The organism is Streptomyces sp. NPDC099050, assembly GCF_044759865.1.
In the GTDB taxonomy this organism is placed as follows: Bacteria; Actinomycetota; Actinomycetes; order Streptomycetales; family Streptomycetaceae; genus Streptomyces.
On record NZ_JBIWAE010000021.1, the window covers coordinates 79,663 to 105,539 of the forward strand.

General features: G+C 71.5%; 25 protein-coding genes. 7 read left to right on the forward strand and 18 right to left on the reverse strand.

Translation table 11 applies throughout. The features are described from left to right. Positions 1-40: 40 nt before the first annotated feature. The 6 genes from ACIQV3_RS30200 to ACIQV3_RS30225 all read right to left on the reverse strand — a co-directional run bounded on the left by ACIQV3_RS30200 (position 41) and on the right by ACIQV3_RS30225 (position 6,136). Positions 41-553 (reverse strand): toxin-antitoxin system HicB family antitoxin, encoded by a 513-nt coding sequence (locus ACIQV3_RS30200; RefSeq protein ID WP_403717409.1) that lies wholly within the window; start codon positions 551-553, stop codon positions 41-43. Between the two features lie 494 nt (positions 554-1,047). Next, positions 1,048-1,623, reverse strand: coding sequence for a CGNR zinc finger domain-containing protein (locus ACIQV3_RS30205; protein ID WP_403717411.1), 576 nt, complete (start codon positions 1,621-1,623; stop codon positions 1,048-1,050). 119 nt (positions 1,624-1,742) lie between these two features. After that, positions 1,743-2,411 (reverse strand): TetR family transcriptional regulator, encoded by a 669-nt coding sequence (locus ACIQV3_RS30210; RefSeq protein WP_403717412.1) that lies wholly within the window; start codon positions 2,409-2,411, stop codon positions 1,743-1,745. Between the two features lie 80 nt (positions 2,412-2,491). Further along, positions 2,492-4,195, reverse strand: coding sequence for an AMP-binding protein (locus tag ACIQV3_RS30215; protein WP_403717414.1), 1,704 nt, complete (start codon positions 4,193-4,195; stop codon positions 2,492-2,494). Continuing rightward, a complete protein-coding gene (locus ACIQV3_RS30220) occupies positions 4,192-5,031 on the reverse strand; it encodes a class I SAM-dependent methyltransferase (protein WP_403717416.1) in 840 nt (279 codons plus the stop codon). Before ACIQV3_RS30220 ends, ACIQV3_RS30215 begins: the two co-directional genes overlap by 4 nt. A 136-nt stretch (positions 5,032-5,167) precedes the next feature. Next, positions 5,168-6,136: a helix-turn-helix domain-containing protein gene (locus ACIQV3_RS30225; protein ID WP_403717419.1), complete on the reverse strand. Its 969-nt coding sequence runs from the start codon at positions 6,134-6,136 to the stop codon at positions 5,168-5,170. 274 nt (positions 6,137-6,410) lie between these two features. On the opposite strand from ACIQV3_RS30225, the gene gap reads away from it, so the two are divergent. The 3 genes from gap to hisC all read left to right on the forward strand — a co-directional run bounded on the left by gap (position 6,411) and on the right by hisC (position 9,719). Beyond that, positions 6,411-7,418, forward strand: coding sequence for a type I glyceraldehyde-3-phosphate dehydrogenase (gap, locus tag ACIQV3_RS30230; protein WP_403717421.1), 1,008 nt, complete (start codon positions 6,411-6,413; stop codon positions 7,416-7,418). A gap of 99 nt (positions 7,419-7,517) precedes the next feature. Next, entirely contained in the window at positions 7,518-8,432 is a 915-nt protein-coding gene (locus ACIQV3_RS30235) for a pyridoxamine 5'-phosphate oxidase family protein (RefSeq protein ID WP_403717424.1), read from the forward strand. A gap of 198 nt (positions 8,433-8,630) precedes the next feature. After that, positions 8,631-9,719, forward strand: a complete 1,089-nt coding sequence (gene hisC / locus ACIQV3_RS30240; protein ID WP_403717426.1) for a histidinol-phosphate transaminase — start codon at positions 8,631-8,633, stop codon at positions 9,717-9,719. Between the two features lie 27 nt (positions 9,720-9,746). Here the strand turns inward: hisC and ACIQV3_RS30245 are convergent, their stop codons facing one another. From ACIQV3_RS30245 to ACIQV3_RS30255, 3 genes are all read right to left on the reverse strand, one after another. Further along, on the reverse strand, positions 9,747-10,070 hold the full coding sequence (locus tag ACIQV3_RS30245; protein ID WP_403717428.1) for a replication initiation protein, RepL2: 324 nt from the start codon (positions 10,068-10,070) through the stop codon (positions 9,747-9,749). Further along, complete coding sequence (locus tag ACIQV3_RS30250) at positions 10,067-10,555, reverse strand: winged helix-turn-helix domain-containing protein (protein ID WP_403717430.1); 489 nt, start codon at positions 10,553-10,555, stop codon at positions 10,067-10,069. The genes ACIQV3_RS30245 and ACIQV3_RS30250 overlap by 4 nt, the downstream gene beginning before the upstream one ends. A gap of 674 nt (positions 10,556-11,229) precedes the next feature. Next, on the reverse strand, positions 11,230-11,931 hold the full coding sequence (locus tag ACIQV3_RS30255; RefSeq protein ID WP_403717432.1) for a DapH/DapD/GlmU-related protein: 702 nt from the start codon (positions 11,929-11,931) through the stop codon (positions 11,230-11,232). A 123-nt stretch (positions 11,932-12,054) separates the two neighbouring features. On the opposite strand from ACIQV3_RS30255, the gene ACIQV3_RS30260 reads away from it, so the two are divergent. After that, positions 12,055-12,894, forward strand: coding sequence for a glycosyltransferase family 2 protein (locus ACIQV3_RS30260; RefSeq protein WP_403717547.1), 840 nt, complete (start codon positions 12,055-12,057; stop codon positions 12,892-12,894). On the opposite strand, the gene ACIQV3_RS30265 is transcribed toward ACIQV3_RS30260, so the two are convergent. Next, entirely contained in the window at positions 12,891-13,985 is a 1,095-nt protein-coding gene (locus ACIQV3_RS30265; RefSeq protein ID WP_403717434.1) for an NAD-dependent epimerase/dehydratase family protein, read from the reverse strand. The two genes, ACIQV3_RS30260 and ACIQV3_RS30265, sit on opposite strands and share 4 nt — an antisense overlap. Before the next feature lie 141 nt (positions 13,986-14,126). Between ACIQV3_RS30265 and ACIQV3_RS30270 the strand changes: the two genes are divergently transcribed. Together ACIQV3_RS30270 and ACIQV3_RS30275 are read left to right on the forward strand one after the other, a co-directional pair. Then, positions 14,127-15,488: a tetratricopeptide repeat protein gene (locus ACIQV3_RS30270; RefSeq protein ID WP_403717436.1), complete on the forward strand. Its 1,362-nt coding sequence runs from the start codon at positions 14,127-14,129 to the stop codon at positions 15,486-15,488. Between the two features lie 17 nt (positions 15,489-15,505). Then, on the forward strand, positions 15,506-16,375 hold the full coding sequence (locus ACIQV3_RS30275; protein WP_403717437.1) for a glycosyltransferase family 2 protein: 870 nt from the start codon (positions 15,506-15,508) through the stop codon (positions 16,373-16,375). A gap of 136 nt (positions 16,376-16,511) precedes the next feature. On the opposite strand, the gene ACIQV3_RS30280 is transcribed toward ACIQV3_RS30275, so the two are convergent. The 5 genes from ACIQV3_RS30280 to ACIQV3_RS30300 all read right to left on the reverse strand — a co-directional run bounded on the left by ACIQV3_RS30280 (position 16,512) and on the right by ACIQV3_RS30300 (position 19,941). Beyond that, positions 16,512-17,297: an ABC transporter permease gene (locus ACIQV3_RS30280; RefSeq protein WP_403717439.1), complete on the reverse strand. Its 786-nt coding sequence runs from the start codon at positions 17,295-17,297 to the stop codon at positions 16,512-16,514. Next, positions 17,294-18,256, reverse strand: coding sequence for an ATP-binding cassette domain-containing protein (locus ACIQV3_RS30285; RefSeq protein ID WP_403717441.1), 963 nt, complete (start codon positions 18,254-18,256; stop codon positions 17,294-17,296). The genes ACIQV3_RS30280 and ACIQV3_RS30285 overlap by 4 nt, the downstream gene beginning before the upstream one ends. 22 nt (positions 18,257-18,278) lie before the next feature. After that, positions 18,279-18,947 carry a DUF4097 family beta strand repeat-containing protein gene (locus ACIQV3_RS30290; RefSeq protein ID WP_403717443.1) on the reverse strand — a complete coding sequence of 223 codons (669 nt, stop codon included), beginning with the start codon at positions 18,945-18,947 and terminating at the stop codon, positions 18,279-18,281. 296 nt (positions 18,948-19,243) lie between these two features. Then, on the reverse strand, positions 19,244-19,522 hold the full coding sequence (locus ACIQV3_RS30295) for a YdeI/OmpD-associated family protein (RefSeq protein WP_403717445.1): 279 nt from the start codon (positions 19,520-19,522) through the stop codon (positions 19,244-19,246). Next, positions 19,519-19,941: a VOC family protein gene (locus ACIQV3_RS30300; protein WP_403717447.1), complete on the reverse strand. Its 423-nt coding sequence runs from the start codon at positions 19,939-19,941 to the stop codon at positions 19,519-19,521. The genes ACIQV3_RS30295 and ACIQV3_RS30300 overlap by 4 nt, the downstream gene beginning before the upstream one ends. A gap of 254 nt (positions 19,942-20,195) precedes the next feature. Here ACIQV3_RS30300 and ACIQV3_RS30305 point away from each other — a divergent pair, with 254 nt between their 5' ends. Then, positions 20,196-20,768: a dihydrofolate reductase family protein gene (locus ACIQV3_RS30305; protein ID WP_403717448.1), complete on the forward strand. Its 573-nt coding sequence runs from the start codon at positions 20,196-20,198 to the stop codon at positions 20,766-20,768. A gap of 37 nt (positions 20,769-20,805) precedes the next feature. Here ACIQV3_RS30305 and ACIQV3_RS30310 read toward each other — a convergent pair whose 3' ends face one another. From ACIQV3_RS30310 to tkt, 3 genes are all read right to left on the reverse strand, one after another. Beyond that, a complete protein-coding gene (locus tag ACIQV3_RS30310) occupies positions 20,806-22,260 on the reverse strand; it encodes an MFS transporter (RefSeq protein WP_403717450.1) in 1,455 nt (484 codons plus the stop codon). A 174-nt stretch (positions 22,261-22,434) separates the two neighbouring features. Further along, positions 22,435-23,718 carry a 3-phosphoshikimate 1-carboxyvinyltransferase gene (aroA, locus tag ACIQV3_RS30315; protein ID WP_403717452.1) on the reverse strand — a complete coding sequence of 428 codons (1,284 nt, stop codon included), beginning with the start codon at positions 23,716-23,718 and terminating at the stop codon, positions 22,435-22,437. Beyond that, the gene (gene tkt / locus ACIQV3_RS30320) at positions 23,715-25,856 is read right to left on the reverse strand and encodes a transketolase (protein ID WP_403717454.1); all 2,142 of its coding nucleotides are present in this window, start codon (positions 25,854-25,856) and stop codon (positions 23,715-23,717) included. Before tkt ends, aroA begins: the two co-directional genes overlap by 4 nt. Positions 25,857-25,877: the final 21 nt, after the last annotated feature.

The following is a 25,877-nucleotide window of genomic DNA, read 5'->3' on the forward strand; positions in this document are numbered from 1 at the left end:
GACGTGGTGTAGGGCGAACTGATGCGGTGATGGCGCCGGGCTAGCGGACCCAGCCCGTGAAGCTCTGTCCCACGCTCTGGGACTTCTCGGCCGTACGGGGCCTCGCGCCGCCGTCGACCGCGGCCGATACGGCGCGCACCAGCCAGGCGTTGACCGACAGCCCCTCGCGGCTCGCGGCCTCCTCGGCACGGGCCTTGAGGTGGGCCGGCAGGCGCAGGTTGACGCGGGCGGTGCCGCCCTCGTCGCCGTCGGCGGGTGCCTGCGGCGCGAGCGGTTCGGCGGCGGGCTCCGCGGGAGCGTGACTCTCGCGGGCGGGCACCGTCACCACGAACTCGGGGTCGAGCCCCCGCAGCCGTACGTCGACCGAGCCGGGGGCGAGTTCGCGGGTGATCTCGTCCATCGCGGCGGAGAGCACATTGAGCAGCGTCAGCCGGGCCGCCGACTCCAGGGGAGCGGTGAGCCGCTCGGCCAGCTTGCGGGCTTCGTCGCCGCCGGCCTCGGCGGCGACGGCGAGCTCTTGGCGGAGGGTGGTGACGTAGGGCGTGAGGTCCATGTCGCACAGCATGGCACAGCAATGGCGCCATGTCGAGCCAATGTGGCACCACTCCCCGACGAGGCGACACCGCAGCACCCAAACCAGCTGCTCAGACCACTGACACCACAGTGACACCAGAACGACATCACCACTGCACGAAGCAACCCCCCACTGCGCCCGTTGAACGCCGGACAGGCTGAAAGGGCGCGGCCGGGACTGGATGTTCCCCCAAACCGGGGTCGGTGGGGGCTGCGGGCCCGGGGTCGGGGACGGGGGCGGGGTGGGGTGTTGGCCGGGACGTAAAGCGTGATTTGTGGCGCCCTACTCGGCATCACTGTCGAAGCAAGGGACAGGGCGCCTAAATCATGCAGTCCAGGCCAACACCCCACCCCGCCCCCCGCCCCGGCCCCCCCCCCGCCCCCCGCCCCCCCCCCCCCCGGCCCCCCCCCGCCCCGCCGGCGGGGGGGGGGGGGGGGCCCGGGGACCGGTCCCCGGCAACGGCGCCGCACCGCTCAGGACGCCGACGCCGTCCTACGGGCATAGTGCCGAGCCGCCTTCGCCCGGTTCCCGCACCCCGTGCTGCTGCACCACCGCCGGGTGCCATTGCGGCTGACGTCGTGGAAGCGCAGCCCGCACGTCGGGTTGGCACAACTCCGCATCCGGTCCCCCGCGGTGCTGAGCAACCGGAGGTAGTCCGCCGCCACGAGGTACCCGAGCAGGCGCCCGGAGTCGGGCGCCTCCAGCCGTTCCACGGGCCCGGCGGCCGTGAGCAGCCGACGGATCCGCCCCGCGTCGAGCAGCCGGTTGAAGGCGTCGAGCGCCCCCGGCCCCGCATCGGCGCGCCCGGCCACACCGGCCAGCGCGGAGCGGGCGGCCCGGGCGGCGGTCAGGGTGGTCCGGTCGGCACGCAGCTCGCCGCCGGCGTACGCCGTGGCCACCCGGGACCCGGACAGCCAGCACGCGAGGCCGGAGATGGAGTCCAGCAGGTCGTACCGGCCGTACCGGTCGTGCCAATGAGTGTTGAGGAGGTCCAGACTCAGCGGCTCACCGGTCAGCGGACGCGGATCGGGCCCGCTCGCCCCCACCACGGCCCCCGTCCCCACCCCGGCCCCCGTCCCCACCCCGGCCCCAGCCCCCGCCCCGGCACCCGCCCCCACCCCGGCACCCACCCCGGCCCCAGCCCCCATCGCGGCCACCCGGTCCCCGCTCATCCCCGCGCCCCGGTGTACACCGGCTCGGGAGCCGCCGCGAAGGCGCAGTACGGCGAGGAGCCCTCGGCCCGGTACAGCTCCACGGCCTGCGGCGCCGCGAGCATCCCCGGCAGGATCAGCTGCCACATCCGGGTCAGGTGCCCGCGCAGCGGCCCGCAGGAACGGCCCGGGCGGTGCTCCTCCGCGCGCAGGCACACGTCCATCCCGATCAGGGAGTACACGAGTTGCGCGGCCGTCCCCCAGGGGTCGGCCGCGCCGGCCAGGGCGTCGGCCAGCTCCTCGCGGACGGCATCGGTCCAGGAAACGCTGCCGTCGGGGTAGCGCACGAACTCCCGCGTCAGCCGGGCGCCCGCCCGTACGACGGGGTCGTGCCCGAGCCGCCCGGCGACCGCGTGCGTCATGTCGACGGCGGTCTGCAAGGGCCGCGTCCGGCGGTGCGGTACGGCGTCCAGCGCGCCGACGATCGTCTGCCGCGCTTCGGTGCGCACCGCTCTGACCAGGTCGTCCTTGGCGGGGAAGTGGTACATCAAGGCGCCCTTGGTCACCCCCGCGGCGGTGCAGATCACCGCGAGCGAGGCCCCTTCGTAGCCGTAGAGGTCAATGGCCCTGGCGGCGCCGTCGATCAGAGCCCGTCGCGTCCGCTCGGCCCGCTCCTGCTGCGCCATGGGCGCTCCTCGTGCGTAGGGGAGGGGATGGTGCGGTCGGGGGGCCCGCCCCGGCCACCCGGACCGCACCATCCGTACGGTCAGGCCGCGCTGCCGGCCGGGACGGAGGCCGACTCGGGGGGCGGAACGGAGGCCGACCCGGAGGCCGAAACGGAGGCCAGGCCGTCCTCGAAGCTCTTGCGGAGCTGGGCGCGGCGGAGCTTGCCGATGCCGGTCTTGGGGATCTCCGACCGGTCGACGGGCAGCAGGTGCGGTACGTCGACGCCCAGCCGCTCGCGGACCCGCTCGCGGATCCGTTCGCCCTGCTCCCCCGTGATCGTGCCGGCGCGCGGGCTGAAGAAGACCGCGAGCTCCTCGGCGCCGCCGGGCTCGGCGGCGACCAGCGAGGCGACGGTGTACGAGGGCTCGATGAAGTCGAGTTCCTCCACGGCGGCCTCGATCTCGTGGCCGTGGTAGGCGATCTCCCCGAGCTGAATGACATCGTCGGTGCGGCCGGTGACGGTGAGGATGCCGTTCTCCACGTACGCCAGGTCGCCGGTCTTGAACCAGCCGTCGTCCGTGAAGGACTGCCGGTTCTGCACGGGGTTGTCGTAGTACCCGGAGGTGATGGTCGAACCGGTGACCTGGAGGCGGCCGGTGACGCCCCACGGCACCAGGGCGCCGTGCTCGTCGACGACCCGGATGCGGGTGCCGGGCTGCGGGCGGCCGACCGGCACGTAGCGGTCGTCGCCGGCGGCGGCCTCGGTGAACTGGCAGTCGGCCACGCCCGCGGTGGTCTCGGACATGCCCCAGCCGGGGAACATCGCGGTGGCGGGCAGCCCGTAGGGGGCCAGCAGGTCCAGGAAGCGGCGGACGACGCCGGAGCGGACGGCCTCGCCGCCGTTCATGATGTAGCGCAGCGAGCTCAGGTCCCAGCCGCGGCCCTCGAAGCGGTCGGCCTGGTCGTTGACGAGCACGAAGGCGAAGTTGGGCGCCCAGGTGGTGTCGGCCCGGTGGGCGGAGACGGCGTCGAGCCAGCGCAGCGGGTCCTCCAGGACCCACTGGATCTTGGCGTGGACCTGGGCGGCGCCGAGGAAGACGTCGCGCGCGTGGAACATGATCAGCCCGCCGATGTGGTCCAGCGGCATCCAGTTGAAGGTGCGCGTGTCCGCGTCGAGCTTGTTCACGCGGGAGGTGGCCGCGCTGCGCGTGAGGATGTTGCGGTGGGTCAGGCTGACGGCCTTGGGCACGCCGGTGCTGCCGGAGGTGAGCAGCAGGACGGCCGGGTCCGCGGCGTCGGGCTCGTGCCAGGCGAGGTCCGGCTCGTGGGCGGTGCGCAGGCTCGCCACGTCGCCCAGGTGGGCGGCGGCCCAGCCGGCGTCGGCGGTGACGGCGGGCGCGATCTCCTGGCCGGTGCCGGTCAGGACGCGGGGGCGGCCGTAGCCGGCCCAGACGCGCTCCAGCAGGCCGGGGCCGTTGACCGCGTCGGCGCTGACGGGCAGCGGCAGGAAGCCGCCCAGGACGCAGCCCCAGAAGCCGGCGAGGAGGTCGGCGTCGTCGGCGGACTGCAGGATGATCTTCTCGCCGGTGGCGGCGCCGGAGGCGCGCAGCCCGGCCAGGACGCGCGAGGCGTCGTCGAGCAGCCGGCAGTAGCTCTGGTGGACCTCGGTGCCGTCGGCGCGGATGTACGTCACCCCGCGGCCCTCGCTCGCGCCGACGGCGCGGACGAGGGCGGCGCCGAGGTGCCCGACGCCGGTTTCGGGGGCGGGCCCGCCGTCGAGCAGGGATATGCCGGTGCCGGTCATGCCTGGTTCTCCTCTTGCTGAGCGGTGTCGGACGCGGTGTCGGACGCGGTGTCGGCGGGGGTCGCGGTGGCCACGATGACGAGCGGGCCCCGGCCGTGGAAGGGCGCGGGCTCCTTGCGGAAACCGCCGTACTCGGCCGTGATGGTCAGTCCCGCCGCGGCCAGCAGCTCGCGCACCTCGGGGCCGGTCAGGACGGCCTGGTCGAAGAAGTTGTCGTACATGGCGACCGAGCCGTCCGCGGTGCGGACCAGCAGGGTCTCCTCGTTGCGCCAGTTCGCGGCGTGCGCGTTGATGAACTGGCGGGCGAGGCGGGTGATGAGGACCCCGTCACGGCGGTGGTGGCCGACGCTGTTGGGCTGGAAGGAGTCGACGAAGTTCAGCAGGTGGCCGAACTCCAGGACGACCTGCCCGCCGGGGTTCAGCAGCTCGCGGACGGAGCGCAGGACGGCCGGGAGCTGTGCCCGCTCCAGGTAGTTCAGCGTCATGAAGAGGCTGTACACGAGGTCGTAGCGCTCGTCGTGGCGCTCGTCGGTGCGGTACTCCTCGGCGCGGTACTCCTCGGCGCGGGCCTCCACGTAGGAGATGCCCTCGTCGCCGGCGGCGCGGGCGTACTCCAGGAACGCGGCGCTCTGGTCGACGCCGGTCCCGCGGTGCCCGCGCTCGCGCAGGGCCCGCAGGTTGGAGCCGGTGCCGCAGCCCAGGTCGAGTACGGTGCCCGCCTCGGGGAGCAGGGACGCGAGGAACTCCGTCTCGGCGTCGAGGTTGCGGAAGTCCTTCCGCATGATCTCGTAGTACTCACCGGGGAATTCGAAGCTCGTGCCGGTCAAATCCGTCATCCTCCTCGGATGTCAGTGCTCGTCGGTCGTCGGTGCGCGGCGGTACTCGGTACGCGCCGGTGCGCGGCGGTACTCGTCGGTGCGCGGCGGTACTCGTAGCTACTCGGCATTCGCCGGTGCGCGGCCTTCATCGGTCCTACGTGGGCACGGCCTCGCGCATGGTCCGGTAGCCGCGCGGGGTGAGCCCGTACCGGTCGCGGAACAGCCGGCTGAAGTGCGAGGCCTGGTAGAGGCCGGACCGTTCGCCGATCACCCCGACGGGCAGGTGTTCGAGCCGCGGGTCGCGCAGCTCGGACCGGCAGCGGGCGAGGCGTTCGTCCCGGATCCACCGGGCGGGGCTGGTCCCGTGCTCCTGGAAGATCCGCTGGAGGTAGCGCAGCGAGATGTTGTGGTGCTCGGCGACCGCCTGCGGGGTGAGGTCGGGGTCGGAGAGCCGTGCGCGGATGTACCCCTGGATGCCCAGCATCAGGTCGTGCCGGGCCACCTCGTCCTCGGCGGCGACGTGGCGCAGCCGGTCGGCGAGGACGGCCGCGGTCAGGCCCGCCACGGTGGCGCCGACCCGGTCCACGGCGGAGTGGATCTCGGTGCCGTGGTCGTGGAGTCCGGCGAGGAGCTGGGAGAGCAGGGCGCCCGCGCCCATCCGCCCGCACCAGCCGGTGGCGGTGAGCTTCGCGGTGTCGGCGGCCGACATGCCGAGGTGCCGGTGCGGCAGTTGGACCTCGACCAGGTGGAAGGGCCGGGGCAGCAGGAGGCGGTACGGCCGGCTGGTGTCGCAGCAGATGATCTGCGGGCCGCTCGCCTGGCCCCGGCGGCCGTCCTGGTGGACGTGGATCTCGCCGGCCAGCGCCCGGAACACCCGAAGGGACTCGGAGGGGTCCGGGCGGATGTGGCGGCCGGGGCGTACGGCCTCGTGGGCCTCCCCGGTGACGAGGGAGATGGTGACGTCGCCGAACTCGCGGCGGACGGTGGTCCCGTACACGGACTCGCCGTGGGCCCGGATGACCCGCGCCGCCGTACCCGCGGCGGGGACGGGGGGCGCGGCGAGCGCGGCGAGCGGTGGACTGCGGTCCGGCACGGATGTGCTCGGCCCGCGAAGGGGCGGCATGTCCATCGTTCTCCTCGCTCCGGGAGGCCGGGAAGCGTCGTGTCATCGTGACAGACAGGCCCATAAAAACATACCTGCATGCACGTACTCGACTACCATCAGATGTTCCAATGCGCGAGGCCCCACCTCGACTTTCGGGCGCGAACAGGCCATGGACAGGCGCATTTACGCAAGCCAGAGGACAGGTCGGCCAGTACAGTCAAAGATGAGGACTGGCCGGACATCGCGGCTTCACGTGCGGTCATGGATGTAGTTTCCGAACGAGGGGTATCACGTGACGATCAAGGTCGGCATCAACGGATTCGGCCGCATCGGCCGCAGCTTCTTCCGCGCCGCCCTTCAGCGGGGCACCGGCCTGGAGGTGGTCGCCGTCAACGACCTCACCGACGCCAAGACGCTGGCCCACCTGCTCAAGTACGACAGCACGCTCGGCAAGCTCGGCCACGAGGTCCGCGCGGTCGAGGGCAACCTCGTCATCGACGGGCGCACCATCCGCGTGACCGCCGAGCGCGACCCCGCCAAACTCCCGTGGGGCGAGCTGGAGGTGGACGTGGTCATCGAGTCCACCGGCGTGTTCACCGACGCGCACAAGGCACGCGCCCACCTGGAGGCCGGTGCCCGCAAGGTCATCATCAGCGCGCCCTCGAAGAACGAGGACCTGACGATCGCCTTCGGCATCAACGACGACCTCTACGACCCGGCCGTGCACGACATCGTCTCCAACGCCTCGTGCACCACCAACTGCCTGGCCCCGCTGGCCAAGGTCATCGACGACGCGCTCGGCATCGAGCACGGCCTGATGACCACGGTCCACGCCTACACCGCGGACCAGAACCTCCAGGACGGTCCGCACACCGATCTGCGCCGCGCCCGCTCGGCGGCGACGAACACCGTGCCGACCACGACCGGCGCCGCCAAGGCGATCGGCCTGGTCCTCCCCCAGCTCAAGGGCAAGCTCGACGGGTACGCGCTGCGCGTGCCGATCCCGACGGGCTCGGCCACCGACCTCACCGTCCGCGTCGGCCGTGCGACGACGGTCGAGGAGGTCAACGAGATCTTCGCGAAGGCCGCCGAAGGCCCGCTCGCGGGCATCCTCACCTACACCGACGAGCCGATCGTCTCCAGCGACATCGTCACCGACCCCGCGTCGTGCATCTTCGACTCGGGCCTGACCAAGGTGATCGGCGACGGCCGCCAGGTCAAGATCGTCGGCTGGTACGACAACGAGTGGGGCTTCTCCAACCGTGTCGTGGACACCGCCCTGCTGATCGGCGCCCGCTGACCGGCGCCCGCTGACCGGCGCCCCGCAGACGGGCGCCCGCCGACGGCGATCCCGTCCGTCGGCCGCGGTGCCCGTCCCGACCGGAGGTTCCCGATTCCCGTGATCAAGACCCCCCATCACGAGGGTGAACAGGCCGTCCAGAAGCAGGCCGGCGAAGGCGGTCCCGGCTGGGGCTCGCCGATGTTCGACGACGTGATCCAGCCCGGGTTCGACCAGTACCTGATGCGCCAGCGCATGCTCTTCCTGGGCGGCGCCGACGCCACGGGCGCCATGTGGTCCTCGCTGGTCACAGGCGACCCCGGCTTCGCCCTGCCCACGAGCCGGCGCACGATCACGCTGTCCTCCCTGCCCGTGCCGGGCGATCCGCTCGCCGAAGCCTTCGCGGAGACGGCCGACATCGGGCTGCTCGCCCTCGAACCGCACACGACGACCCGGATCCGGATCAACGGCGTGGCGCGGCGCGAGGGGGAGTCCCTCCGTATCCGCACCGAGCAGGTCCTGGGCAACTGCCCCAAGTACCTCCAGGTACGGGTCCCGGTCGCGGACGGGCCGGCCTCGGCGCCCCGGGAGGCCCGGGACGGCGACGAGCTGACGCCCGAACAGGAGAAGTGGATCCGCGGCGCGGACACCTTCTTCATCGCCAGCCAGGCCGACGGCTACGGCGCGGACTCCTCGCACCGGGGCGGCGACCCCGGTTTCGTCACCGTGGCGGGACCGCGCAGGCTCGTATGGCCCGACTACTTCGGCAATTCCTTCTACATGACCTTGGGCAATCTGCAGCTCAACGAGAACTGCGGACTGCTCTTCCTGGACTGGGAGTCCGGCCACACCCTGCAACTGACGGGCAAGGCGCGGATCAACTGGGCCGAGGGGGACCGGGCGGGCGTGCCCGGAGCCCTGCGGATGTGCGAGTTCGACATCGAACGCGTGGTGCAGATCGACGGGGCGACCCGGCTGCGCTGGGCGTTCGGCGGTCCCTCGCCCTACAACCCGCCGGCACCGGCGCGGGGCTGATCCCCCTCACCCCCGCGCCGTCCCCCTCGCCCGGCCCCTGGTCACCGTCCGGTCGTGCCGCCTCCCCCGTCGGCGCGGCCGGACGGTGTTGTACGCCCTGCCCGGCACGCTGCCCATCCGCCCGAGGACTTCCCGCTCGAGGACTTCCCCGCTCGAGGACTCCCCCGTTTAAGGACTCCCCCGTTTAAGGACTGCGCCATGCCCACCACGCCCGCCACGCCCGGTCCGGTCCTGCCCCGGCTGCGCGCCGACGTCTCGACGGTCCCCGCCTACGTGCCGGGCCGCGCGGCCCGCGACGAGTTCGTCGACAAGCTCTCCTCGAACGAGAACCCGTACCCGCCGCTCCCCTCGGTGATCGCCGCGGTCGAGACCTGGCTGGGCCGCCTCAACCGCTACCCCGACCCCACCGCGGCCGAGCTCGTCGCGGAACTCTCCGGGCGCCTCGGCGTGCCCGCCGACCACCTGGTGCTGGGCACCGGCTCGGTGGGCATCACCCAGCACCTGGTCGCCGCCGCCGCGGGCCCAGGCGACGAGGTCGTCTTCGCCTGGCGCTCGTTCGAGGCGTACCCGCTGCTGGCCTGGGCCGCCGGGGCGACCTCCGTCCAGGTCCCGCTGCGCGACGAGACCCACGACCTGGACGCACTGGCCGACGCGGTCACCGACCGCACCCGCCTGGTCTTCGTCTGCAACCCGAACAACCCGACCGGCACCGCCGTACGCCGAGCCGAGCTGGAACGCTTCCTGGACCGGGTGCCCGCCGACGTCCTCGTCGTCATCGACGAGGCCTACCGCGAGTTCGTGGACGCCGCCGAAGATATCCCGGACGGCATCGACCTCTACCGGGACCGCCCCAACGTGGCGGTGCTGCGCACCTTCTCCAAGGCCTACGGACTGGCCGCGCTCCGCGTCGGCTACGCGGTGGCCCATCCGCACGTGACGGCGGCCCTGCGCTCCTGCTCCGTACCGCTCGGCGTGAGCGGCCCCGCCCAGGCCGCCGCCCTGGCCTCTCTGCGGGCCACCGAGGAACTCCGCGAGCGCGTGGCCGACCTGGTGGCGGAACGCGACCGCGTCAGCGCCGGCCTGCGCGCGGAGGGGTACGAAGTCCCCGCCAGCCACGCCAACTTCGTCTGGCTGCGCCTGGGCTCCCGTACCTCCTACTTCGCGGACGCCTGCGAGGCGGCCGGCCTGATGGTCCGCCCCTTCGGCGACGAGGGCGTCCGCATCACGATCGGCTCCCCGGACGCCAACGACCGCCTCCTGAAAACCGCGGCCCACTGGGAGCACTGAGCGCAGCCGTCGGCGGCCACCGGGCGGTCAGCCGCCGACGAGCCTCAGCCGCCCGCCCGACTGCCCACGCTCCGCTCCCACGGTCGGCGTCAGCCGGAAGATCCTCACGGTGCCAACGCTGTCCACCTCTTCGAGCCACCCGAGGGCTTCGAGCTCCTTGCGCGTCCGAGAGAAGACCGGGGCGCTCATCCCCGCCGTCTCGGCCAGTTCGGCGCCTTTGATCCAGACCGACCCGTCCGGCCGCTGCTCGGAGGCCGCGTACAGCATGACCACGATCCGCTGATTCGGGTTGAGGACCCGCCCCGTGCGCCTGAGCACGTACAGCACGTCCTCACTGCCGTGGACCTTCATGTCGCGTCTCCCTTGGTCTTCGCACCTCGGCGGTCGCACGGCTTCGGAATCCGCATCTCCGGAGGGTTCCAGTCGCAAACCGCCTCGCGATGCTCCAAGCCCGTCCCGATGAACGCGAGGTACGGGGTCGTTCGGTAGAACTTCGTACGGCCGATCCCACCGGACTCCACCAGCAGGCGGGCGCCCTTGAGAACCTTTACGGTCTTCGAGAGTGCGCTCGCGCTCATGCTCAGTTCGGACGAGACGGCCCGGGCGGTCATCTGCACCGGCCCCTGACGCTCCTCCGTCGCGAACCAGTACCAGACCAGCACTCGGAACTCCCGGTCGCTCAGCCCGGAGTCAGCCGAGGCCAGCCGACGGCCCCGACGGATACCGACGTTGATGTGAGGTCCGTCGAAAGCGTACGGGGCACGGGGCACCTCTTCGACGACGCCGGTGTCCGGATCCACCAGTGCAAGGACCTTGCTCCGCACCGACTTCGCCATGCCTGAACCCGCCCCATCCCTCGCCCCACGAGCAGCACGGCCCGTCCCAGGATCGGATCGCTGGGCAAGTCGGAAATTACCTCTTAGCTAAGCAACCCCGCCCCGAGGAAAGGATTCTTTGCTCATTGATAAATTAGATCGAATCCAGGATCGACACACACCTACCCCGCAGCCCATGTGCACATAGCTAACCGATGTGTTCCCAGGAACACGTAACGTGTTCCCAGAAACACGATGAACTCGACGTTTTCGCAGGTCAGAAGCGCGCGGGGGGTTGCGTGCTCTTAATACACGGAAAGGCCGTACCCACCCACTGGCCGCCTGGGGCTGATGTCCGCCGGGTCCCGGCCCGGCAGCCGGCCGGGGCTACGCCCCCCGGCGGGCGGCTGCTCGCCCTGTCGCTCCGCTCCAGCGCTCCCAGGTGGGTCCGCCGCCTTGACCTCAGCTCACGATCACGGTGGTTGCGGCGGAGGCAAGCAGCAGCGTGGCTGATACCGGCTGGGGCTGAGCGAATCCGTCAACGCCGGTGACCTCGGTGACGGGCCTCGTCGGGGCGCGCCTTCTGTGGCCGGGGTCGAAACTTCTCGATCGTGCTGCAGGCCGCAACCGTGGCAGGCTGCTGGTTGCCGCAGCTTCTGCCCGCCGTCGTGGCCGTGCGGGTGGTCGGCTGTGGATCAGCGTGCGAAGGTGCTCCGGCGACGGCGGATGTCGGCCTCCATGGCGTGTGGGGCGGTGACGGTGCAGTCCTTCGGGACGGTGCGGATGGCCAGGGTGACGCCACTGGTGATCCGGCAACGGCGGCCGATGGCGACGCCGGGTCCGATGCTGATGTTGTTGCCGGTCTGGGTGTCGTCCCCGATGAGGGCCCCGAACTGGGTCGTGCCGCACCGGTAGAGGCCGGTCATGGTGCGGATGATCACCTCTCGGTCCGGCTTGCGCATGTCGGTGGTCATGTTGATCGCGGCGACGGTGACGCCGGCGGACAGGTGGGCTCGGGCCCCGAGGATCGTTCGGTTGACGCCGATCCGGTGCCCGAGGACGGCGCCTTCCCCGACGAACGTGGCGGTGACTTCGCAGTTGAAGCCGACCTGGACGCCGGCGCACAGGACACTGCCCTTCCGCACGGTCGTGAACTCGTGGACCTTGACGTCCGGTCCGATGATCACGTCGTCACCGATGATCGCCGAGGGGTGGATGAACGCAGAGGGGTGGATGCGCTGATTCTCCCCCAGCGTGACCAGGGCTTCGCGATGGAGGCCCTTCCACTGGGCCAGGAGCGCGGAGAGTTCGAACTTCTCCAGGCCGCCGTAGACGGTCGTAGCGATGGCGCCCTCGGTGGGGGCGGTGACGTAGTCGCCGAGGTTGATCCGTTCCATGCTGATGGCCTCTCGTACGGTCCGGGGCCTGCGTTCGGCGGGGGTACGCTCGCCGTTCACCTGGTGCCGAGGGAAGTGGTGGTGGTCGTGGTCCGGCCGCGTGTGGGTGTCGCCGTGCTGACGATGGGCGACCGGATGCCCGAGCTGCTGGCCCTGCTGGCCTCGGTGGCCAAGCAGGACGAGGCGGCGGCCCGGGTCGTGGTGGTCGGGAACGGGACGGCCTTGTCGGGCCTGCCCGAGGGTGTGACCGTGGTGGAGCTGGAGGAGAACCTGGGAGTGTCCGGCGGCCGGAACGTCGCCTGGCGCCGCCTGCGGGACTTCGGGGACGTCGATGTCCTGGTGGACCTGGACGACGACGGCCTGTTGATCGAGGCCGACGTCTTCCGGCGGATCGCCGACCTGTACGGGGCGGACCGGCGGCTGGGCATCGTCTCGTTCCGGATCGCGGACGAGACCGGGACCACGCAGCGGCGGCACGTGCCCCGCCTGCGGGCGGGGGACCCGATGAGGGGTGGCCCGGTGACGACGTTCCTGGGTGGCGGGCACGCCCTGTCGATGCCGATGCTGGAGGAGACCGGGGGCTGGCCCGACACCTTCTTCTTCACGCACGAGGAGACCGACCTGGCCTGGCGAGCCGTCGACCACGGCTGGGACATCCTCTACGAACCGCAGCTGGTGCTCCAGCACCCGAAGACGTCCCCGGCCCGGCACGCTGTCTACTACCGGATGACGGCCCGGAACCGGGTCTGGCTGGCCAAACGGCACCTGCCCGCCCCGCTGGTGCCGGTCTACCTCGGTGTGTGGGTGGCGCTGACCGTGGCCCGCACCCGGTCCGCGGCGGGACTGAGCGGCTGGTTCGCAGGGTTCGCCGAGGGCATCCGTACTTCCGGCGGCCCCCGGCGCCCGATGCGCTGGCGGACGGTCTGGCGACTGACCCGGCTGGGCCGGCCCCCGGTCATCTAAGCCGCGGTGTGCTCGCGCCGGAGCCAGGCCGGGGCGGCGGCCGGGGTGTCCTGGAGCCACTTCACGTAGCGCGCCACCCCCTCGGTGATGGTGACCTCCGGCTTCCAGCCTAGGATGTTCTCCATCCGGCGGGTGGCCGCGTACCCGCCGAGCGGGTCTCCGGCCGGGTGCGGCGTCTCCAGCAACGTCGTGCCCGGGTAGTGGGCCTGGACCAGCTGAGCGACCTTCCTGACACTGGTGGGAACGCCGGTGCCGATGTTCACGGTCTCGGTGTGCGCACGGGGGCTGACCAGGGCCCGCAACGTGCCCTCGGCAATGTCGTCCACGTGGACCATGTCCCGCACCTGCCGGCCGCCGCCGTTGAGGTGGAGCGGGAGACCGAGGTGGGCCCGCGCGGCGAACCAGGCCACGACCCAGGAGTGGGAGTTCGGTTTGACGGTCTGCGGTTCGCCGTAGACGGAGAAGTACCGGACGATCGCGTACGACGTGCTGACCTGGCCCAGCACGAGCGCGGTCTGCTCCTCGCCCCACGCCTTCGTGTTGCCGTACACGGACTTGGGGCGCATGCGGGTGAACTCGTGGAACTGGGGCGGGATGCGGCCGTGGACGGATTCCAGGAGCTGGCGCATGGTGAGGAGGTCGGGGCTGTCGGTCTCCTCGGGGTTGCCGTCGCCGTAGACGCTGGCGGAGGAGACGAACACCATCCGGCGGACGCGGTCGGTCGCGGCGACGGCGTCCAGGATGTTCTGGGTGCCGGCCACGTTGGTGTCGATGGCGGCCAGCGGTTCGCGGGTGCAGGCGGCGACGTCCGCGAGGGCGGCGGCGTGGATCACGTAGTCCGATTCCGCGACGAGCTTGCGCACCAGGGCGGTGTGCCGGATATCCCCCAGGACCACGTCCGGGTCTCCGGCGCGGACACCGAACAGGTCGGCGTACACGCGCTCGGGATAGGCGTCCATGGTGCACAGGGCAACTGGGCGGGCGCCCAGGTCCCGCAGCTGCGCGGTGATGCGGGAGCCGATTAGTCCAGCGCCGCCGGTGACCAGGACGGTGGCGCCCGCCAGGGCGCCGAGGTCTGAGCGGTGGTGCACGATGCCTCCATAAACAGGGTTCGGGGGAACCTGACGGGCGGCCGGCCTTGCAATCAGTGAAGCGGCGATCACTGTGCGCCGGTACCGTGAGCGAGGCAGCAGCCTGTTCAATCTGTTCAAGATCGGTTCAGGGAGCGCGAGTTGACGGAGAGCCGGAATCCGAACACCGCACTGGCGGACTGCATCGCCGAGGCCGGGTGCACCTACGAGGCTCTGGCCAGGGAGATCCGTACCGTCGCCGCCGAGGCCGGGGAGGAACTGCACACCTCCCGCTCAGCCGTCCACTCCTGGGTCGCCGGTGGTACCCCGAGCCGTCAGACCCGCTCCTACATCGCCGAGGCTCTCACCAGAAGGATGAAGCGGAAGGTCACGCTCACCGAGATCGGTCTAGGCTGCGCAGGCATCGGGGAGGCCTTGGGCGCCGATCCGCTGGCCAGCGCCACAGACCTCGGGAGATCCGTGATGCTCCGTCGCAGGGACTTCCTCAACGCCGCGTTCGCGACAGCCGCCGTCGGTCTGCCCCTCGCCTACGACCACGAAGCCGTCGCCGCCACCCTGAGGGCGGCCCAGCGCGGCGGCAGCGTCGGCGCCGAGGAGGTCGCCACCGTGGCCCACCTCACCGAGACCTTCCGCAGCGCGGACAACCGGCTGGGCGGCGGCCACGGGCTGACGACGGTGACCGCCTACCTCACGGACACGGTGGTCCCCATGCTGGAGGCGTGGTTCCCGTCCCAGGCGGTACGCCGCAGCGCCTTCGGAGCCGCGGCCACGCTGGCGTGCCTGGTGGGCTGGAAGCACCACGACCTCGGCCGCGAAGGCGCGGCCCAGCGCTACTACCTGCTCGGCTTCCAGCTGGCCTACGAATCCGACCCGGCCGGGCACGGCGCGTGGATGATGCGGGCCCTGACCCATCAGGCACTCGACCTCGGCCACCCCGGTTCGTGCATCGGCCTGGCGGAGGAAGCGCTGCGGCGCGCGTCGGGCAAGGTCGACCGGCAGACCGAGGCGCTCCTCCTCGTCACGTGCGCCCGTGCGTACGGCGCCGGCGGCGAGGGCGAGAGGGCGGCGGCCTCGCTGTTGTCCGCCGAAGACGCGATGCTTGCCGGGGACGATCAGGTGGCCACGTACGCCGCGGCTTCCGGGCCGGTCTCGGCCACGGTCGCCTCGCACACCGGCAAGACCCTGACCGAGATGAAGGACCACCGGGCAGCCGAGAAGCACTACCGGGCGGCGCTTCGGGGCCGGGTGCCCGGCACCTACCAGCGTGTGCACGGGCTCACCCTGGTCAACCTCGGCAAATCGGTCGCGGCCCAGCACCGGCACGAAGAGGCCGTGGCCCTGTGGAGTCGCTCCCTCGACTTCATGGACGGCGTGTCCTCCGACCGGAACCGGAAGGGGATCAGGTCGATCCAGTCCGCAGCGGCCGGCTACCGAAGGCGCAGGGTCCCTGGAGCCGAAGCCCTGAACCAGCGCGCTGCCGAACTGCTCCGGGCCCAAGCGTGAACGGCGCCTCTGCGGACATGCCTACGGTCGGCATCGTGATCCTCACCATGGGAGACCGGGAGAAGGAACTCCACGCCCTCCTCGACTCGGTGGCCGCCCAGGACGGAGACCCCGCGACGGTCGTCGTACTCGCCCAAGGAGTAGGACTGCCGAGCCTCCGCGACGGAGTCGTGGCCGTCGAGCTACCGGAGAACCTCGGCATCCCCGGGGGCCGGAACGCCGGGGTGCAATGGCTGCGTGAACACGGGGGCGTCGACATCGTGCTGGTCCTGGACGACGACGGCCTGCTGCCCCGGCCCGACACGCTGCGACTGGTCCGGGAGGCCTTCACCGCGAACTCCCGCCTCGGGATCGTGGGCTTCCGCATCGCGGACAAGGAGGGGATCTCGCAGCGCAGGCACGTACCCCGCCTCGGTGGCGCGGACCCTCTCGTCTCCGGGCCGGTCACCACCTTCCTGGGCGGCGCCCACGCCATCCGGATGCGCGTGATCGAGCAGGTCGGCGAGTTCCCCAGCCAGTTCTTCTACGCCCACGAGGAAACCGACTTTGCCTGGCGTGCACTCGACGCCGGCTGGGACATCGACTACCGGGCCGACCTGCTACTGACCCACCCCCGAACCTCGGCATCCCGCCACGCGGTCTACTACCGCAACACCGGACGCAACCGCGTCTGGCTGGCCAAGCGGCACCTGCCCGCCGTACTGGTCCCGGTGTACCTCGCCTCGTGGGCGGCCTACACACTGGTCCAGCGTCCCCCGCCGGCAGGGCTGAAGTCGTGGTGGGCCGGGTTCTTCGAGGGCGTACGCACAGCGTGTCCGCCCCGTCGTCCCATGCGGTGGCGGACGGTCTGGCGCATGACCCGGCTCGGTCGCCCCCCGGTGATCTGACCTCCCGGCATCCGGACATCCCAATCCGTATCCACTCCGAGGGACACGAACCAGGCGGCGTACTCCGACAGGTGGTCGGGTACGCCGCCTCGGGGCGGAGCGGGGGTGCGGGGAGTGGCCCGCGCTGTCACGGCGGTTACTTCGGGTCACTGTTGAACTTCGCGGCCGACCAGAAGTAGCCGAGCACCGCGAGGCCCAGGCACCAGGCGACCGCGATCCACCCGTTGTTGCCGATCTCGGTGCCGAGCAGCAGGCCGCGCAGGGTCTCGATGGCCGGGGTGAACGGCTGGTACTCGGCGACCGGCCGGAACCAGCCCGGCATCCCCTCGACCGGCACGAACGCGCTGGAGAGGAGCGGCAGCAGGATCATCGGCAGCGCGTTGTTGCTGGCCGCCTCCGCGTTCGGGCTGATGAGGCCCATGCCGACGGCGATCCAGGTGAACGCCATGGCGAACAGGACCAGCAGCCCCAACGCCGCCAGCCACTCCACGGCCGTCGCGTCCGTGGACCGGAAACCGATGGCCACCGCGACGGCGCCCACGAGGACCACGCTCGCGATCGACTGCAGCACACTGCTGACCACGTGCCCGATGAGCACCGCACCACGATGGATCGCCATCGTGCGGAAACGGGCGATGATCCCCTCGGTCATATCGTTGGACACCGACACCGCCGTGCCGATCGTGGTCGAGCCGATCGTCATCAGCAGCAGACCCGGCACGAGGTAGGCGATGTAGTCGGACCGGCCGCCACCGCCGATGCCCGCGCTCATCACGTCACCGAAGATGTAGACGAAGAGCAGCAGCAGCATGATCGGCGTCAGCAGCAGGTTCAGGGTCAAGGACGGGTAGCGCCGGGCGTGCAGGAGGTTGCGGCGCAGCATCGTGGACGAGTCACGGACAGCGAGGGACAGGGAACTCATCGGAGGTTCTCCTTGGACTGGTGGGGGACGTCGGCCGGGCCGGTCAGGGCGAAGAACACGTCGTCGAGGTCGGGGGTGTGGACGGTCAGCTCGTCCGCTTCGATGCCGGCCGAGTCCAGCCGGTCGAGGATCGAGCGCAGCGCGCGCTGACTGCCGTCGCCGGGAATCCGCAGCGCCAGCGCCTCGTCGTCCCGGGTGACCTCGCCGAGTACCGCGGTCGCGGACCGGTAGGCGTGCGGGTCGGAGAACCGCAGTCGTACGTGCCCACCGGGGATCAGCCGCTTCAGCTCTTCCGCGGTGCCTTCGGCCGCGATCCTGCCGTCGTTCAGCACCGCGATGCGGTCCGCGAGCTGATCGGCCTCCTCCAGATACTGGGTGGTGAGGAAGACGGTGACGCCACCAGAGACCAGCTCGCGGATGATCTGCCACATGGTGTGGCGGGAGCGGGGATCGAGCCCGGTGGTCGGCTCGTCGAGGAAGATGATCCGCGGATCACCCACCAGCGTCATCGCGATGTCGAGCCGGCGCCTCATCCCGCCGGAATAGGTCGAAGCCGGCTTCTTCGCCGCCTCCACCAGGTCGAACCGCTCCAAGAGTTCGGCGGCGACCCGCCGCCCCTCCCGCTTCGGCAGATGGTGCAGATCCGCCATGAGGAGCATGTTCTCCTCACCCGTGATCAGCCCGTCCACCGCCGAGAACTGCCCCGTGACACCGATCGCGGCGCGGGCCGCCCGCGGGTCGGCGGCCAGGTCGTGGCCGCCGACCCGGATCTCGCCGGAGGCGGGATCCGGGGAGACGAGGGTGGAGAGGATCTGGACGGTGGTGGTCTTGCCCGCACCGTTCGGGCCGAGCAGGGAGAAGACCGTTCCTTGCGGGACGGCCAGGTCGATGCCGTCGAGGACGGTCTTGTCGCCGTAGGACTTGCGCAGCCCGTTCGCGGTGATGGCCCAGCTGGTCATGAGCGGTGCTCCTTTACGGATGTCAGAGGCTGCGGGCGGTGATGTCGCCCTGGGCGGTGGTCGCGTGGATGTCGAGGGCCGCGGCGGCGCCGTCGGCGTTGTGCAGGGCGTTGTGGATCCGGCCGAGGGAGGTGCCGGCGTCGAGGGTGGCGCTGACCCCGTGGGCGGCGCCGATCGAGATCTCGCCGTACTCGGTGCGCAGTTCGACCGTGCCGCGCACGGCCTCGGCGATGCGCAGGTCGCCCTTCTGGGTGCTGATCCGGGCGGGGCCGCCCAGGCGGCCGACCGAGACGTCTCCGGCCGCGAGAGTCAGGTGGGCGCTCGCGGCCTCGTCGAGCTTGACCGAGCCCTGCCCGCCCTCGAAGACGACGTCACCGAGGCGTCCGACGCCGCGGAGTTCGGTGCCTGCCGCCTTCACCTCGACGCGGGAGCCGGCGGGCAGCTGGACGGTCACCTCGATGGAACCGGCGGCGCCCAGGAGCTGGTTCTTCGCCGGGACCGCGATCCGCAGGACCCCGTCGGCGTACTCGACCGAGGTCTGCTCGGCCGCCTTCACGTCGCGGCCCTTCGAAGCGTCGGCGGGCCGGACCTCGACGGCGGTGTCCGTGCGGTCCGCGGCGATGAGGCGGATGCTTCCGGCGGGGATGTCCAGAACGGCGGAGATCGGGGTGGGGGTGGCGAACTTCTGCATGATTCTCTCCTGCGACTCGTTGTTTCCGATGAATGAAAAGCTACGTTGCTTTCCATATCTCGACAAGCAAGTCGTTGCGAAGAATCTCAATACATGCAGGTCAAAGCCATCAAATCGTTGCGAAGGCTTAAAGTTGAATGCAACGACGAAGCCATCAACGTTGCAATGGAATGGAAGTGAAAGCTACAGCCGCACGGCTCCGGCGCTGCCGTCCGACCGCGCCGCGCCGCGCCGCGGGCATGGCGATGCCTCCGCGCGGTGGGTTTCCCAGCCGGCGGAGGCTCGCTCGCGGGGTGTCAGCCGCGCAGAGTGGCGACGGCCTTCTCGATGCGCCCCAGACGCGTCTCAGGCTTCTTCGCGCTCTCGATGGCGCGCACGTGCTCGCGCTTGCGGCTGTACGTCAGGTTGTCGTACGCGGCGCGGGCGGCGGGCTCTTCGTCCAGAGCCCGGGCGAAGTCATCGGGCTCGACGACGACGTGCGGCTCGGTGTCGAGCTCCAGCTCCAGCTCCACCTCGGCCTCCTCCCCGATCTCCACGCCCGCGGCCTGCCGGTGGGCATGGCTGAGGCCGATCAAGTGGCGGGCTCCGCGTAGGGCTGGTCGGTGCCCTGGTCGCTGTAGCCGAGGCTCCAGACGTAGCCCTCCGGGTCGGCGAAGGTGCCGCCGTACCCGCCCCACGGCAGGGCGCCGGCCGGCTTGAGGACCGTGGCGCCGGCCTTCGCGGCCTCCGCCATGATCTCGTCGACCCGCGTCTCGCTGCGGACGACGTACGTCAGGACCAGCCCGCTGAAGCCGCTGCCCTCCTGGTCCGTGCCCACCTGCTGGGCCAGGCCTTCGCGGCTGTAGAAGCCGACCGGCGAAGCACCGTCCGACTCGAAGAACACCGAGATGCCGAAGTCGCTCTGGATCTTCCAGCCGAGTCCCTCGGTGTAGAACTGCTTGGCCCGGTCCATGTCCCGGACACCCAGAAGGATCGAGCTGACGTGCGCCTTCATGTCCTGCTCCTCGCGCGTGAACGGCTGTGGTGGTTGCGGTCGCTGTGACCATCACGCTAGGGCCTGCGGGGCGGACGTGGCTTCTCGATTCCTGACCGGTCCGGACCACAAGAAATTTCTTGGTGACCGATGAGTTTTCCGGCGATCATCAGTCTTAGATCATGAAAGGCGCACCGCGGCGGCCACGGAAGTGGCCGCGGGCAGCGCGCCGGACGCACCACCTAGAGCCCGCCACGAGATACCGAGGACCCACGATGCGCACCCTGATCAGCTCCGCCTTCATCTCCCTGGACGGCGTCGTGGAGGCCCCCGGCGGCGAGCCCGGGTACCGGAACTCCGGCTGGACCTTCAAGGACGTGGAGTTCCTGCCCGAGGCGTTCGAGATCAAGGGCCGGGAGCAGAAGGAAGTCTCCGCGATGCTGCTGGGCCGGACCAGCTACGAGGCGTTCAGCCCGGTGTGGCCCGGCATGGAGGACTTCGCCGACTACAAGGTGATGCCGAAGTACGTCGTCTCCACCACCCTCGCCGAGGACGACCTCGTCTCGGACTGGGGCGACACGACCATCCTGCGCACGCTCGACGAGGTCGCCGCGCTGAAGGAGACCGAGGGCGGCCCGATCATCATGCACGGCAGCGCCGCCCTGAACCGGGCGCTCTCCGACGCCGGCCTGATCGACCGTTACCACCTGCTCGTCTTCCCGCTGCTGCTCGGCGCGGGCAAGCGGCTCTTCAGCGCCACCGACAAGGACGCGCAGAAGCTGAAGCTCGTCGAGCACGCGGCGTACGCCAACGGCCTGCAGCTGAACGTCTTCGACGTCGTCCGCTGACGGGACTCCGTCAGCGGACGACGTCAGCGGGACCCCGTCAGCGGGGCGCCCCTTCTGCCGGGTCCGGGGCGCCCGTCCTTCGGCTTCGTGCCGAGGCGCGCAGCGCCGCCCCGAGGGTGAGCACCATGGTCAGGGCGGAGATGGCGGTGATCACGTAGAGGCCCTGGTGGAAGCTGGTCAGGGTCTCTGCCTCGCCTTCGGGCGTACCGTCGGCCGCCATCGTGGCGGTCACGATCGCCAGGACGATCGCCGCGCCCACCTGGTAGCCCGTCTGCAGCACACCGGCCGCCAGGCCCTGCTCCGAGTCGGCCACGCCGGTGGTCGCCTGGACGTTGGCAGCGGGGAAGGAGAAGGGGAAGGCGATACCGATGAGCACGATGCTGGGCAGGATCACCCAGACGTAGGAGGACGTGCTGTCGATCCGGAGGAAGAGCAGGTACGAGGCGGTGTAGGCCACGAACCCGGCGAAGATCATCCACTGGACGCCGAACCGCGAGATCAGCTTGCCGGCCCGCGGTGCGATCGTGGCGATGAGCAGACCGATGGGCAGGAAGGCCAGCGCCATCTGCATCGGTGACCAGTCGCGCAGGGACTGCAGGTAGAGGCCGCCGATGAACTGGAAGCTCATGTAGGTGCCGAGGATCGCCGCGGCGACCAGGCTGGCGCCGACCAGCGCGCGGTTGCGCAGCAGGCCGAGGCGCAACAGGGGCTGGGCCGCCCGGCGTTCGATGACGACGAAGGCCGCGAGGAGGAGCACGGTTGCGGCGGACATCCCCAGCGTCTGCGCCGAGAGCCAGCCCACGTGGGGAGCCTCGACGATGCTGTAGACGAGGATCAGCATCGCGGCGGTGACGGTGAAGGCGCCGGCGACGTCGAACGTGCCCCCGGCCCGGTCCGTCTTGATGTCCCGGGGCACCAGCGCCATGGCGCCGATGAAGGTGAAGACCGCGACGACGACCGGGAGCAGGAAGGTCCAGCGCCAGTTGATCTCGGTGAGCGCGCCGCCGACGATGACGCCGGTGGAGTAGCCGACCGCGCCGCAGGCGGTGTAGATGCCGACCGCGCGATTGCGCTGCGGGCCCTCCGGGAAGTGGGTGAGGATGATGGACAGGCTGGCCGGGGCGCTGAAGGCGGCGCCGACACCCATGACGAACCGCGCGATGATCACCACCAGTCCGTCATCGGTGATCCCGCCGACCATCGATCCGGCGGCGAAGATGGCGACACCCCACAGGAACATGCGGCGCCGGCCCAGTAGATCCGCCATGCGTCCGCTGAGCAGCAGGAAGCCGCCGAATCCGAGGACGTAGGCGCTGACGACCCACTGCACGGCCGCCGTGGTCATGCCCAGATCGGCCTGGATGGGCGGGACCGCGACCCCGACCATGATGTTGTCGAGGGCGTCCAGGAAGAACGCGGCACAGACACTGACGAGCAGGCCCCATTGGCGTAATCCCCATCGCTTCTCGGTGGTGGGTCCTGGAGTCTCCATGACGGTCACTTGAACAGCCCCCCGTGCCTGTGCAGTCGTCCGGTAGGGAGCGAGGTGGCCTGCTCCTCCAAGCGATCATGGTACGTACGAGGACACCCCGGCTCTTGCCTGAACGCGCATGCGATCTGGCACGTGCGCGCACACCCCCGCTACGGGGGCGCCGCTCCGCGCGTCTCAGCCGAACAGCCGGCGCAGTTCCTCGTGGAACCCGGGGAAGGTCTTGGCCACGCAGGCCGGGTCGTCGAGGGTGATGCCGGCGGCACGCAGGCCCAGTACCGAGAAGGACATCGCGATGCGGTGGTCCCGGCGGCAGTCGATCGCCGCCGGGGCGGGGGCGCCGGGGTGCACGGTGATGCGGTCCGGGCCCTCCTCCACCTCGATGCCCAGCGCGCGGAGGTTCCCCGCGACCGCGGCGATCCGGTCGGACTCCTTCAGCCGCGCGTGCGCGATGCCCGTGATGGTGACCGGGGCGTCCGCGAGCGGGGCGATCGCGGCCATCGTCATGAAGGTGTCCGAGATGTCGCCCATGTCGACGGTGAATCCGCCGCGCAGCGCGCCGGTGCCCGTGACCTCGGTCCACTCCGCGGTCCTGGTGACCAGGGCGCCGGCCTGCCGCAGCACCTCCACGAAGGCGGTGTCGCCCTGCAGGCTGTCCGTGCCCAGGGCCCGGACCCGTACGGTGCGCCCGGTGACCGCGGCCGCCGCGAAGACGTACGAGGCGGTCGAGGCGTCCGGCTCGATGTCAAGGTCGGTGGGCCGGTAGCCGCCCGGGTGGACGGTGATCGCGCTGCCCTCCTCCTCGACCCGGGCGCCGAACTGCCGCATCAGGGCCAGGGTCATGTCCACGTACGGACGGCTGACCAGCCGCGGCACGTCCACCGTGAGCGGCCCGCCCATCAGCGGGGCGGCCATCAGCAGCCCGGAGAGGTACTGGCTGCTGAGCCCGGAATCCAGCTCGATGCGGCCCCCGGCCAGCCCCCGCGCGGTGAGGGTGAAGGGCAGGCCGCTGCCGCGCACCTTCGCCCCGAGCCCGGTGAGCGCCTCCAGCAGCGGCCGTAGCGGGCGCGCCCGCAACTGGTCGGAGCCGTCGAAGGCGATCTCCCCGCGCCCGGTGGCCGCGAAGGGCGGCAGGAACCGCGCCGCCGTGCCGGCGTCGGCGCACCAGACCCGGCCGGGTCCGGCCGGTCCGGCGCCGCGCCCGGTGACCTCCCAGACCTCGCCGGAGCCGTCGCCGTAGCCGGAGCCGTCGCCGTACCCGTAGCCGCTGTCGCCGATGTCGCGCACCCCGGTGCCCAGGTCCGTCAGCGCGGCCCGGAAGGCGAGGGTGTCGTCGCTGACCAGGGGCGCGCCGAGGCGGCTGCGGCCGGGGGCGGCGGCCGCGAGGAGCAGCGCCCGGTTGGTGATGCTCTTGGACCCGGGTATCCGGGCCCGAAGCACGGGAGTTGACGCGGCGCTCATCGTACGGAGCCTCTGCGCTGGGCCCGCTCGAAGCTCGCGCGGGCCGCCGCGGCGACCTTCGGCGCGGTCAGGCCGTGGAGTTCGTACAGGGACTGGTACGGGGCCGAGGCGCCGAAGGAGTCGATGCCCAGCGAGGTGCCGGCCGCGCCGACCAGGGCGTACCAGCCGAGGCTGGAGCCCGCCTCGACGGAGACCCGTGCGGCCACCCCGGTCGGGAGCACCTCCTCCCGGTAGGCCTCCTCCTGCGCCTGGAACCACTCCAGGCAGGGCATGGACACGACGCGGGTCGCCAGCCCCCCGTCCTGCAGGATGCGGCGGGCGTCGAGCGCGATGGGCACCTCGCTGCCGGTGGCGATGAGGATGGCCCCGGGGCGCCCGCCCTCGGCCTCGGCCAGGACGTAACCGCCGCGCGCGGCGCCCTCGGCGGGGGACAGCCCGCTCTCCTCGGTGCGCTCCAGCACGGGCAGGTTCTGCCGGGACAGGCACAGGCCCGCCGGACGGTCGTCGTTCTCCAGGATGGTGCGCCAGGCCACGACGGTCTCGTTCGCGTCGGCGGGCCGGACCACGTCCAGGCCGGGGATGGCGCGCAGCGACCAGAGGTGCTCGATGGGCTGGTGGGTGGGTCCGTCTTCGCCGAGCCCGATGGAGTCGTGGGTCCAGACGTAGGTGACGGGCAGCTTCATCATGGCCGCGAGGCGCACGGCGGGGCGCATGTAGTCGGAGAAGACGAGGAAGGTGCCGCCGTAGGGGCGGGTTCCGCCGTGCAGGGCGATGCCGTTCAGGATCGCGCCCATGGCGTGCTCACGGATGCCGAAGTGCAGGGTCCGGCCGTACCGGTGGCCGGAGTACGCCTCCGTCGCCAACTCCTCCGGGACGAAGGAGGGTTCGCCCTTCATGGTGGTCAGGTTGGACTCGGCGAGGTCCGCGGAGCCGCCCCACAGTTCGGGCAGCGTCGCGGCCAGCGCGCTCAGCACCTCCCCGGACGCCTTGCGGGTGGCCATCTGGCCGCCTCCGGCGAACACCGGCAGGCTCTCCCGCCAGCCCTCGGGCAGCCGGCGCTCGGAGAGCCGGTCGAAGAGCCCGGCGCGCCCGGGGTTGAGGGCGCGCCAGTCGGCGAGTGTCTTGTCCCACTGGCGGTGGGCCTCGGCGCCGCGGTCGGCGACCCGGCGGGCGTGGGCCAGGACCTCGGCGGGGACCTGGAAGGAGAGCGCGGGGTCGAGGCCCATCGCGGCCTTGGCGGCGGCGGCTTCCTCGGCGCCGAGGGCGGATCCGTGGACGGCGCCGGTGCCCCGCTTCTTCGGCGCGGGCCAGCCGATGATCGTGCGCAGCGATACGAGGGAGGGCCGGTCGGTGGTCTCCCGGGCGGTGACGAGCGCCCGGTTCAGGGCCTCGACGTCCTCGGCGTACCCGCGATCCTCCCCTCCCGCCGTCCAGTCGACCTCCTGCACGTGCCAGCCGTACGCCCGATAGCGGGCGAGGGTGTCCTCGGAGTGCGCGATCCGCCGGTCGTCCTCGATGGAGATGCGGTTCTCGTCGTAGAGGACGACGAGGTTGCCCAGGCGCTGGTGTCCGGCCAGCGAGCTGGCCTCGTGCGCGACGCCCTCCTCCAGGTCGCCCTCGGAGGCGATGGCCCAGACGGTGTGGTCGAAGGGGGAGGCGCCGGGCGCGGCCTCCGGGTCGAACAGGCCGCGCTCGCGGCGGGCGGCCATGGCCATGCCCACCGCGTTGGCGAGGCCCTGGCCGAGGGGGCCGGTGGTGGTCTCCACGCCCGGCGTGTGCCCGTACTCGGGGTGCGCGGGGGTCAGACTGCCCTCGGTGCGCAGGCCCTTGAGGTCGTCGAGGGTGAGCCCGTAGCCCGACAGGTAGAGCTGCGTGTAGAGGGTCAGGCTGGCGTGGCCGCAGGAGAGCACGAACCGGTCGCGGCCGGCCCAGCGCGGGTCGCGGGGGTCGTGCCGCAGCAGCCGCTGGAAGAGCAGGTACGCGGCCGGCGCGAGGCTCATTGCGGTGCCGGGGTGTCCGTGTCCGGCCGCCTCGACCGCGTCCACGGTCAGCGCGCGGGCGACCTCGACGGCCCGGCGGTCGGCGTCCCCCCAGAGCAGGGCGGGCGCGGTGCCCTGCGGGGCGGTGGCGACGGTCATGACGGGCCTTCCTGTTCGGGG

Coding starts and splice junctions, on each gene's coding strand:
- ACIQV3_RS30200 (WP_403717409.1), bottom strand. CDS start 553: ATGGACCTCACGCCCTACGTCACCACCCTCCGCCAAGAGCTCGCCGTC.
- ACIQV3_RS30210 (WP_403717412.1), bottom strand. CDS start 2,411: ATGGCGCAGCAGGAGCGGGCCGAGCGGACGCGACGGGCTCTGATCGAC.
- ACIQV3_RS30215 (WP_403717414.1), bottom strand. CDS start 4,195: ATGACCGGCACCGGCATATCCCTGCTCGACGGCGGGCCCGCCCCCGAA.
- ACIQV3_RS30220 (WP_403717416.1), bottom strand. CDS start 5,031: ATGACGGATTTGACCGGCACGAGCTTCGAATTCCCCGGTGAGTACTAC.
- ACIQV3_RS30225 (WP_403717419.1), bottom strand. CDS start 6,136: ATGCCGCCCCTTCGCGGGCCGAGCACATCCGTGCCGGACCGCAGTCCA.
- hisC (WP_403717426.1), top strand. CDS start 8,631: ATGCCCACCACGCCCGCCACGCCCGGTCCGGTCCTGCCCCGGCTGCGC.
- ACIQV3_RS30245 (WP_403717428.1), bottom strand. CDS start 10,070: ATGAAGGTCCACGGCAGTGAGGACGTGCTGTACGTGCTCAGGCGCACG.
- ACIQV3_RS30250 (WP_403717430.1), bottom strand. CDS start 10,555: ATGGCGAAGTCGGTGCGGAGCAAGGTCCTTGCACTGGTGGATCCGGAC.
- ACIQV3_RS30255 (WP_403717432.1), bottom strand. CDS start 11,931: ATGGAACGGATCAACCTCGGCGACTACGTCACCGCCCCCACCGAGGGC.
- ACIQV3_RS30260 (WP_403717547.1), top strand. CDS start 12,055: ATGGGCGACCGGATGCCCGAGCTGCTGGCCCTGCTGGCCTCGGTGGCC.
- ACIQV3_RS30275 (WP_403717437.1), top strand. CDS start 15,506: ATGCCTACGGTCGGCATCGTGATCCTCACCATGGGAGACCGGGAGAAG.
- ACIQV3_RS30280 (WP_403717439.1), bottom strand. CDS start 17,297: ATGAGTTCCCTGTCCCTCGCTGTCCGTGACTCGTCCACGATGCTGCGC.
- ACIQV3_RS30285 (WP_403717441.1), bottom strand. CDS start 18,256: ATGACCAGCTGGGCCATCACCGCGAACGGGCTGCGCAAGTCCTACGGC.
- ACIQV3_RS30290 (WP_403717443.1), bottom strand. CDS start 18,947: ATGCAGAAGTTCGCCACCCCCACCCCGATCTCCGCCGTTCTGGACATC.
- ACIQV3_RS30300 (WP_403717447.1), bottom strand. CDS start 19,941: ATGAAGGCGCACGTCAGCTCGATCCTTCTGGGTGTCCGGGACATGGAC.
- ACIQV3_RS30305 (WP_403717448.1), top strand. CDS start 20,196: ATGCGCACCCTGATCAGCTCCGCCTTCATCTCCCTGGACGGCGTCGTG.
- ACIQV3_RS30310 (WP_403717450.1), bottom strand. CDS start 22,260: ATGGAGACTCCAGGACCCACCACCGAGAAGCGATGGGGATTACGCCAA.
- aroA (WP_403717452.1), bottom strand. CDS start 23,718: ATGAGCGCCGCGTCAACTCCCGTGCTTCGGGCCCGGATACCCGGGTCC.
- tkt (WP_403717454.1), bottom strand. CDS start 25,856: ATGACCGTCGCCACCGCCCCGCAGGGCACCGCGCCCGCCCTGCTCTGG.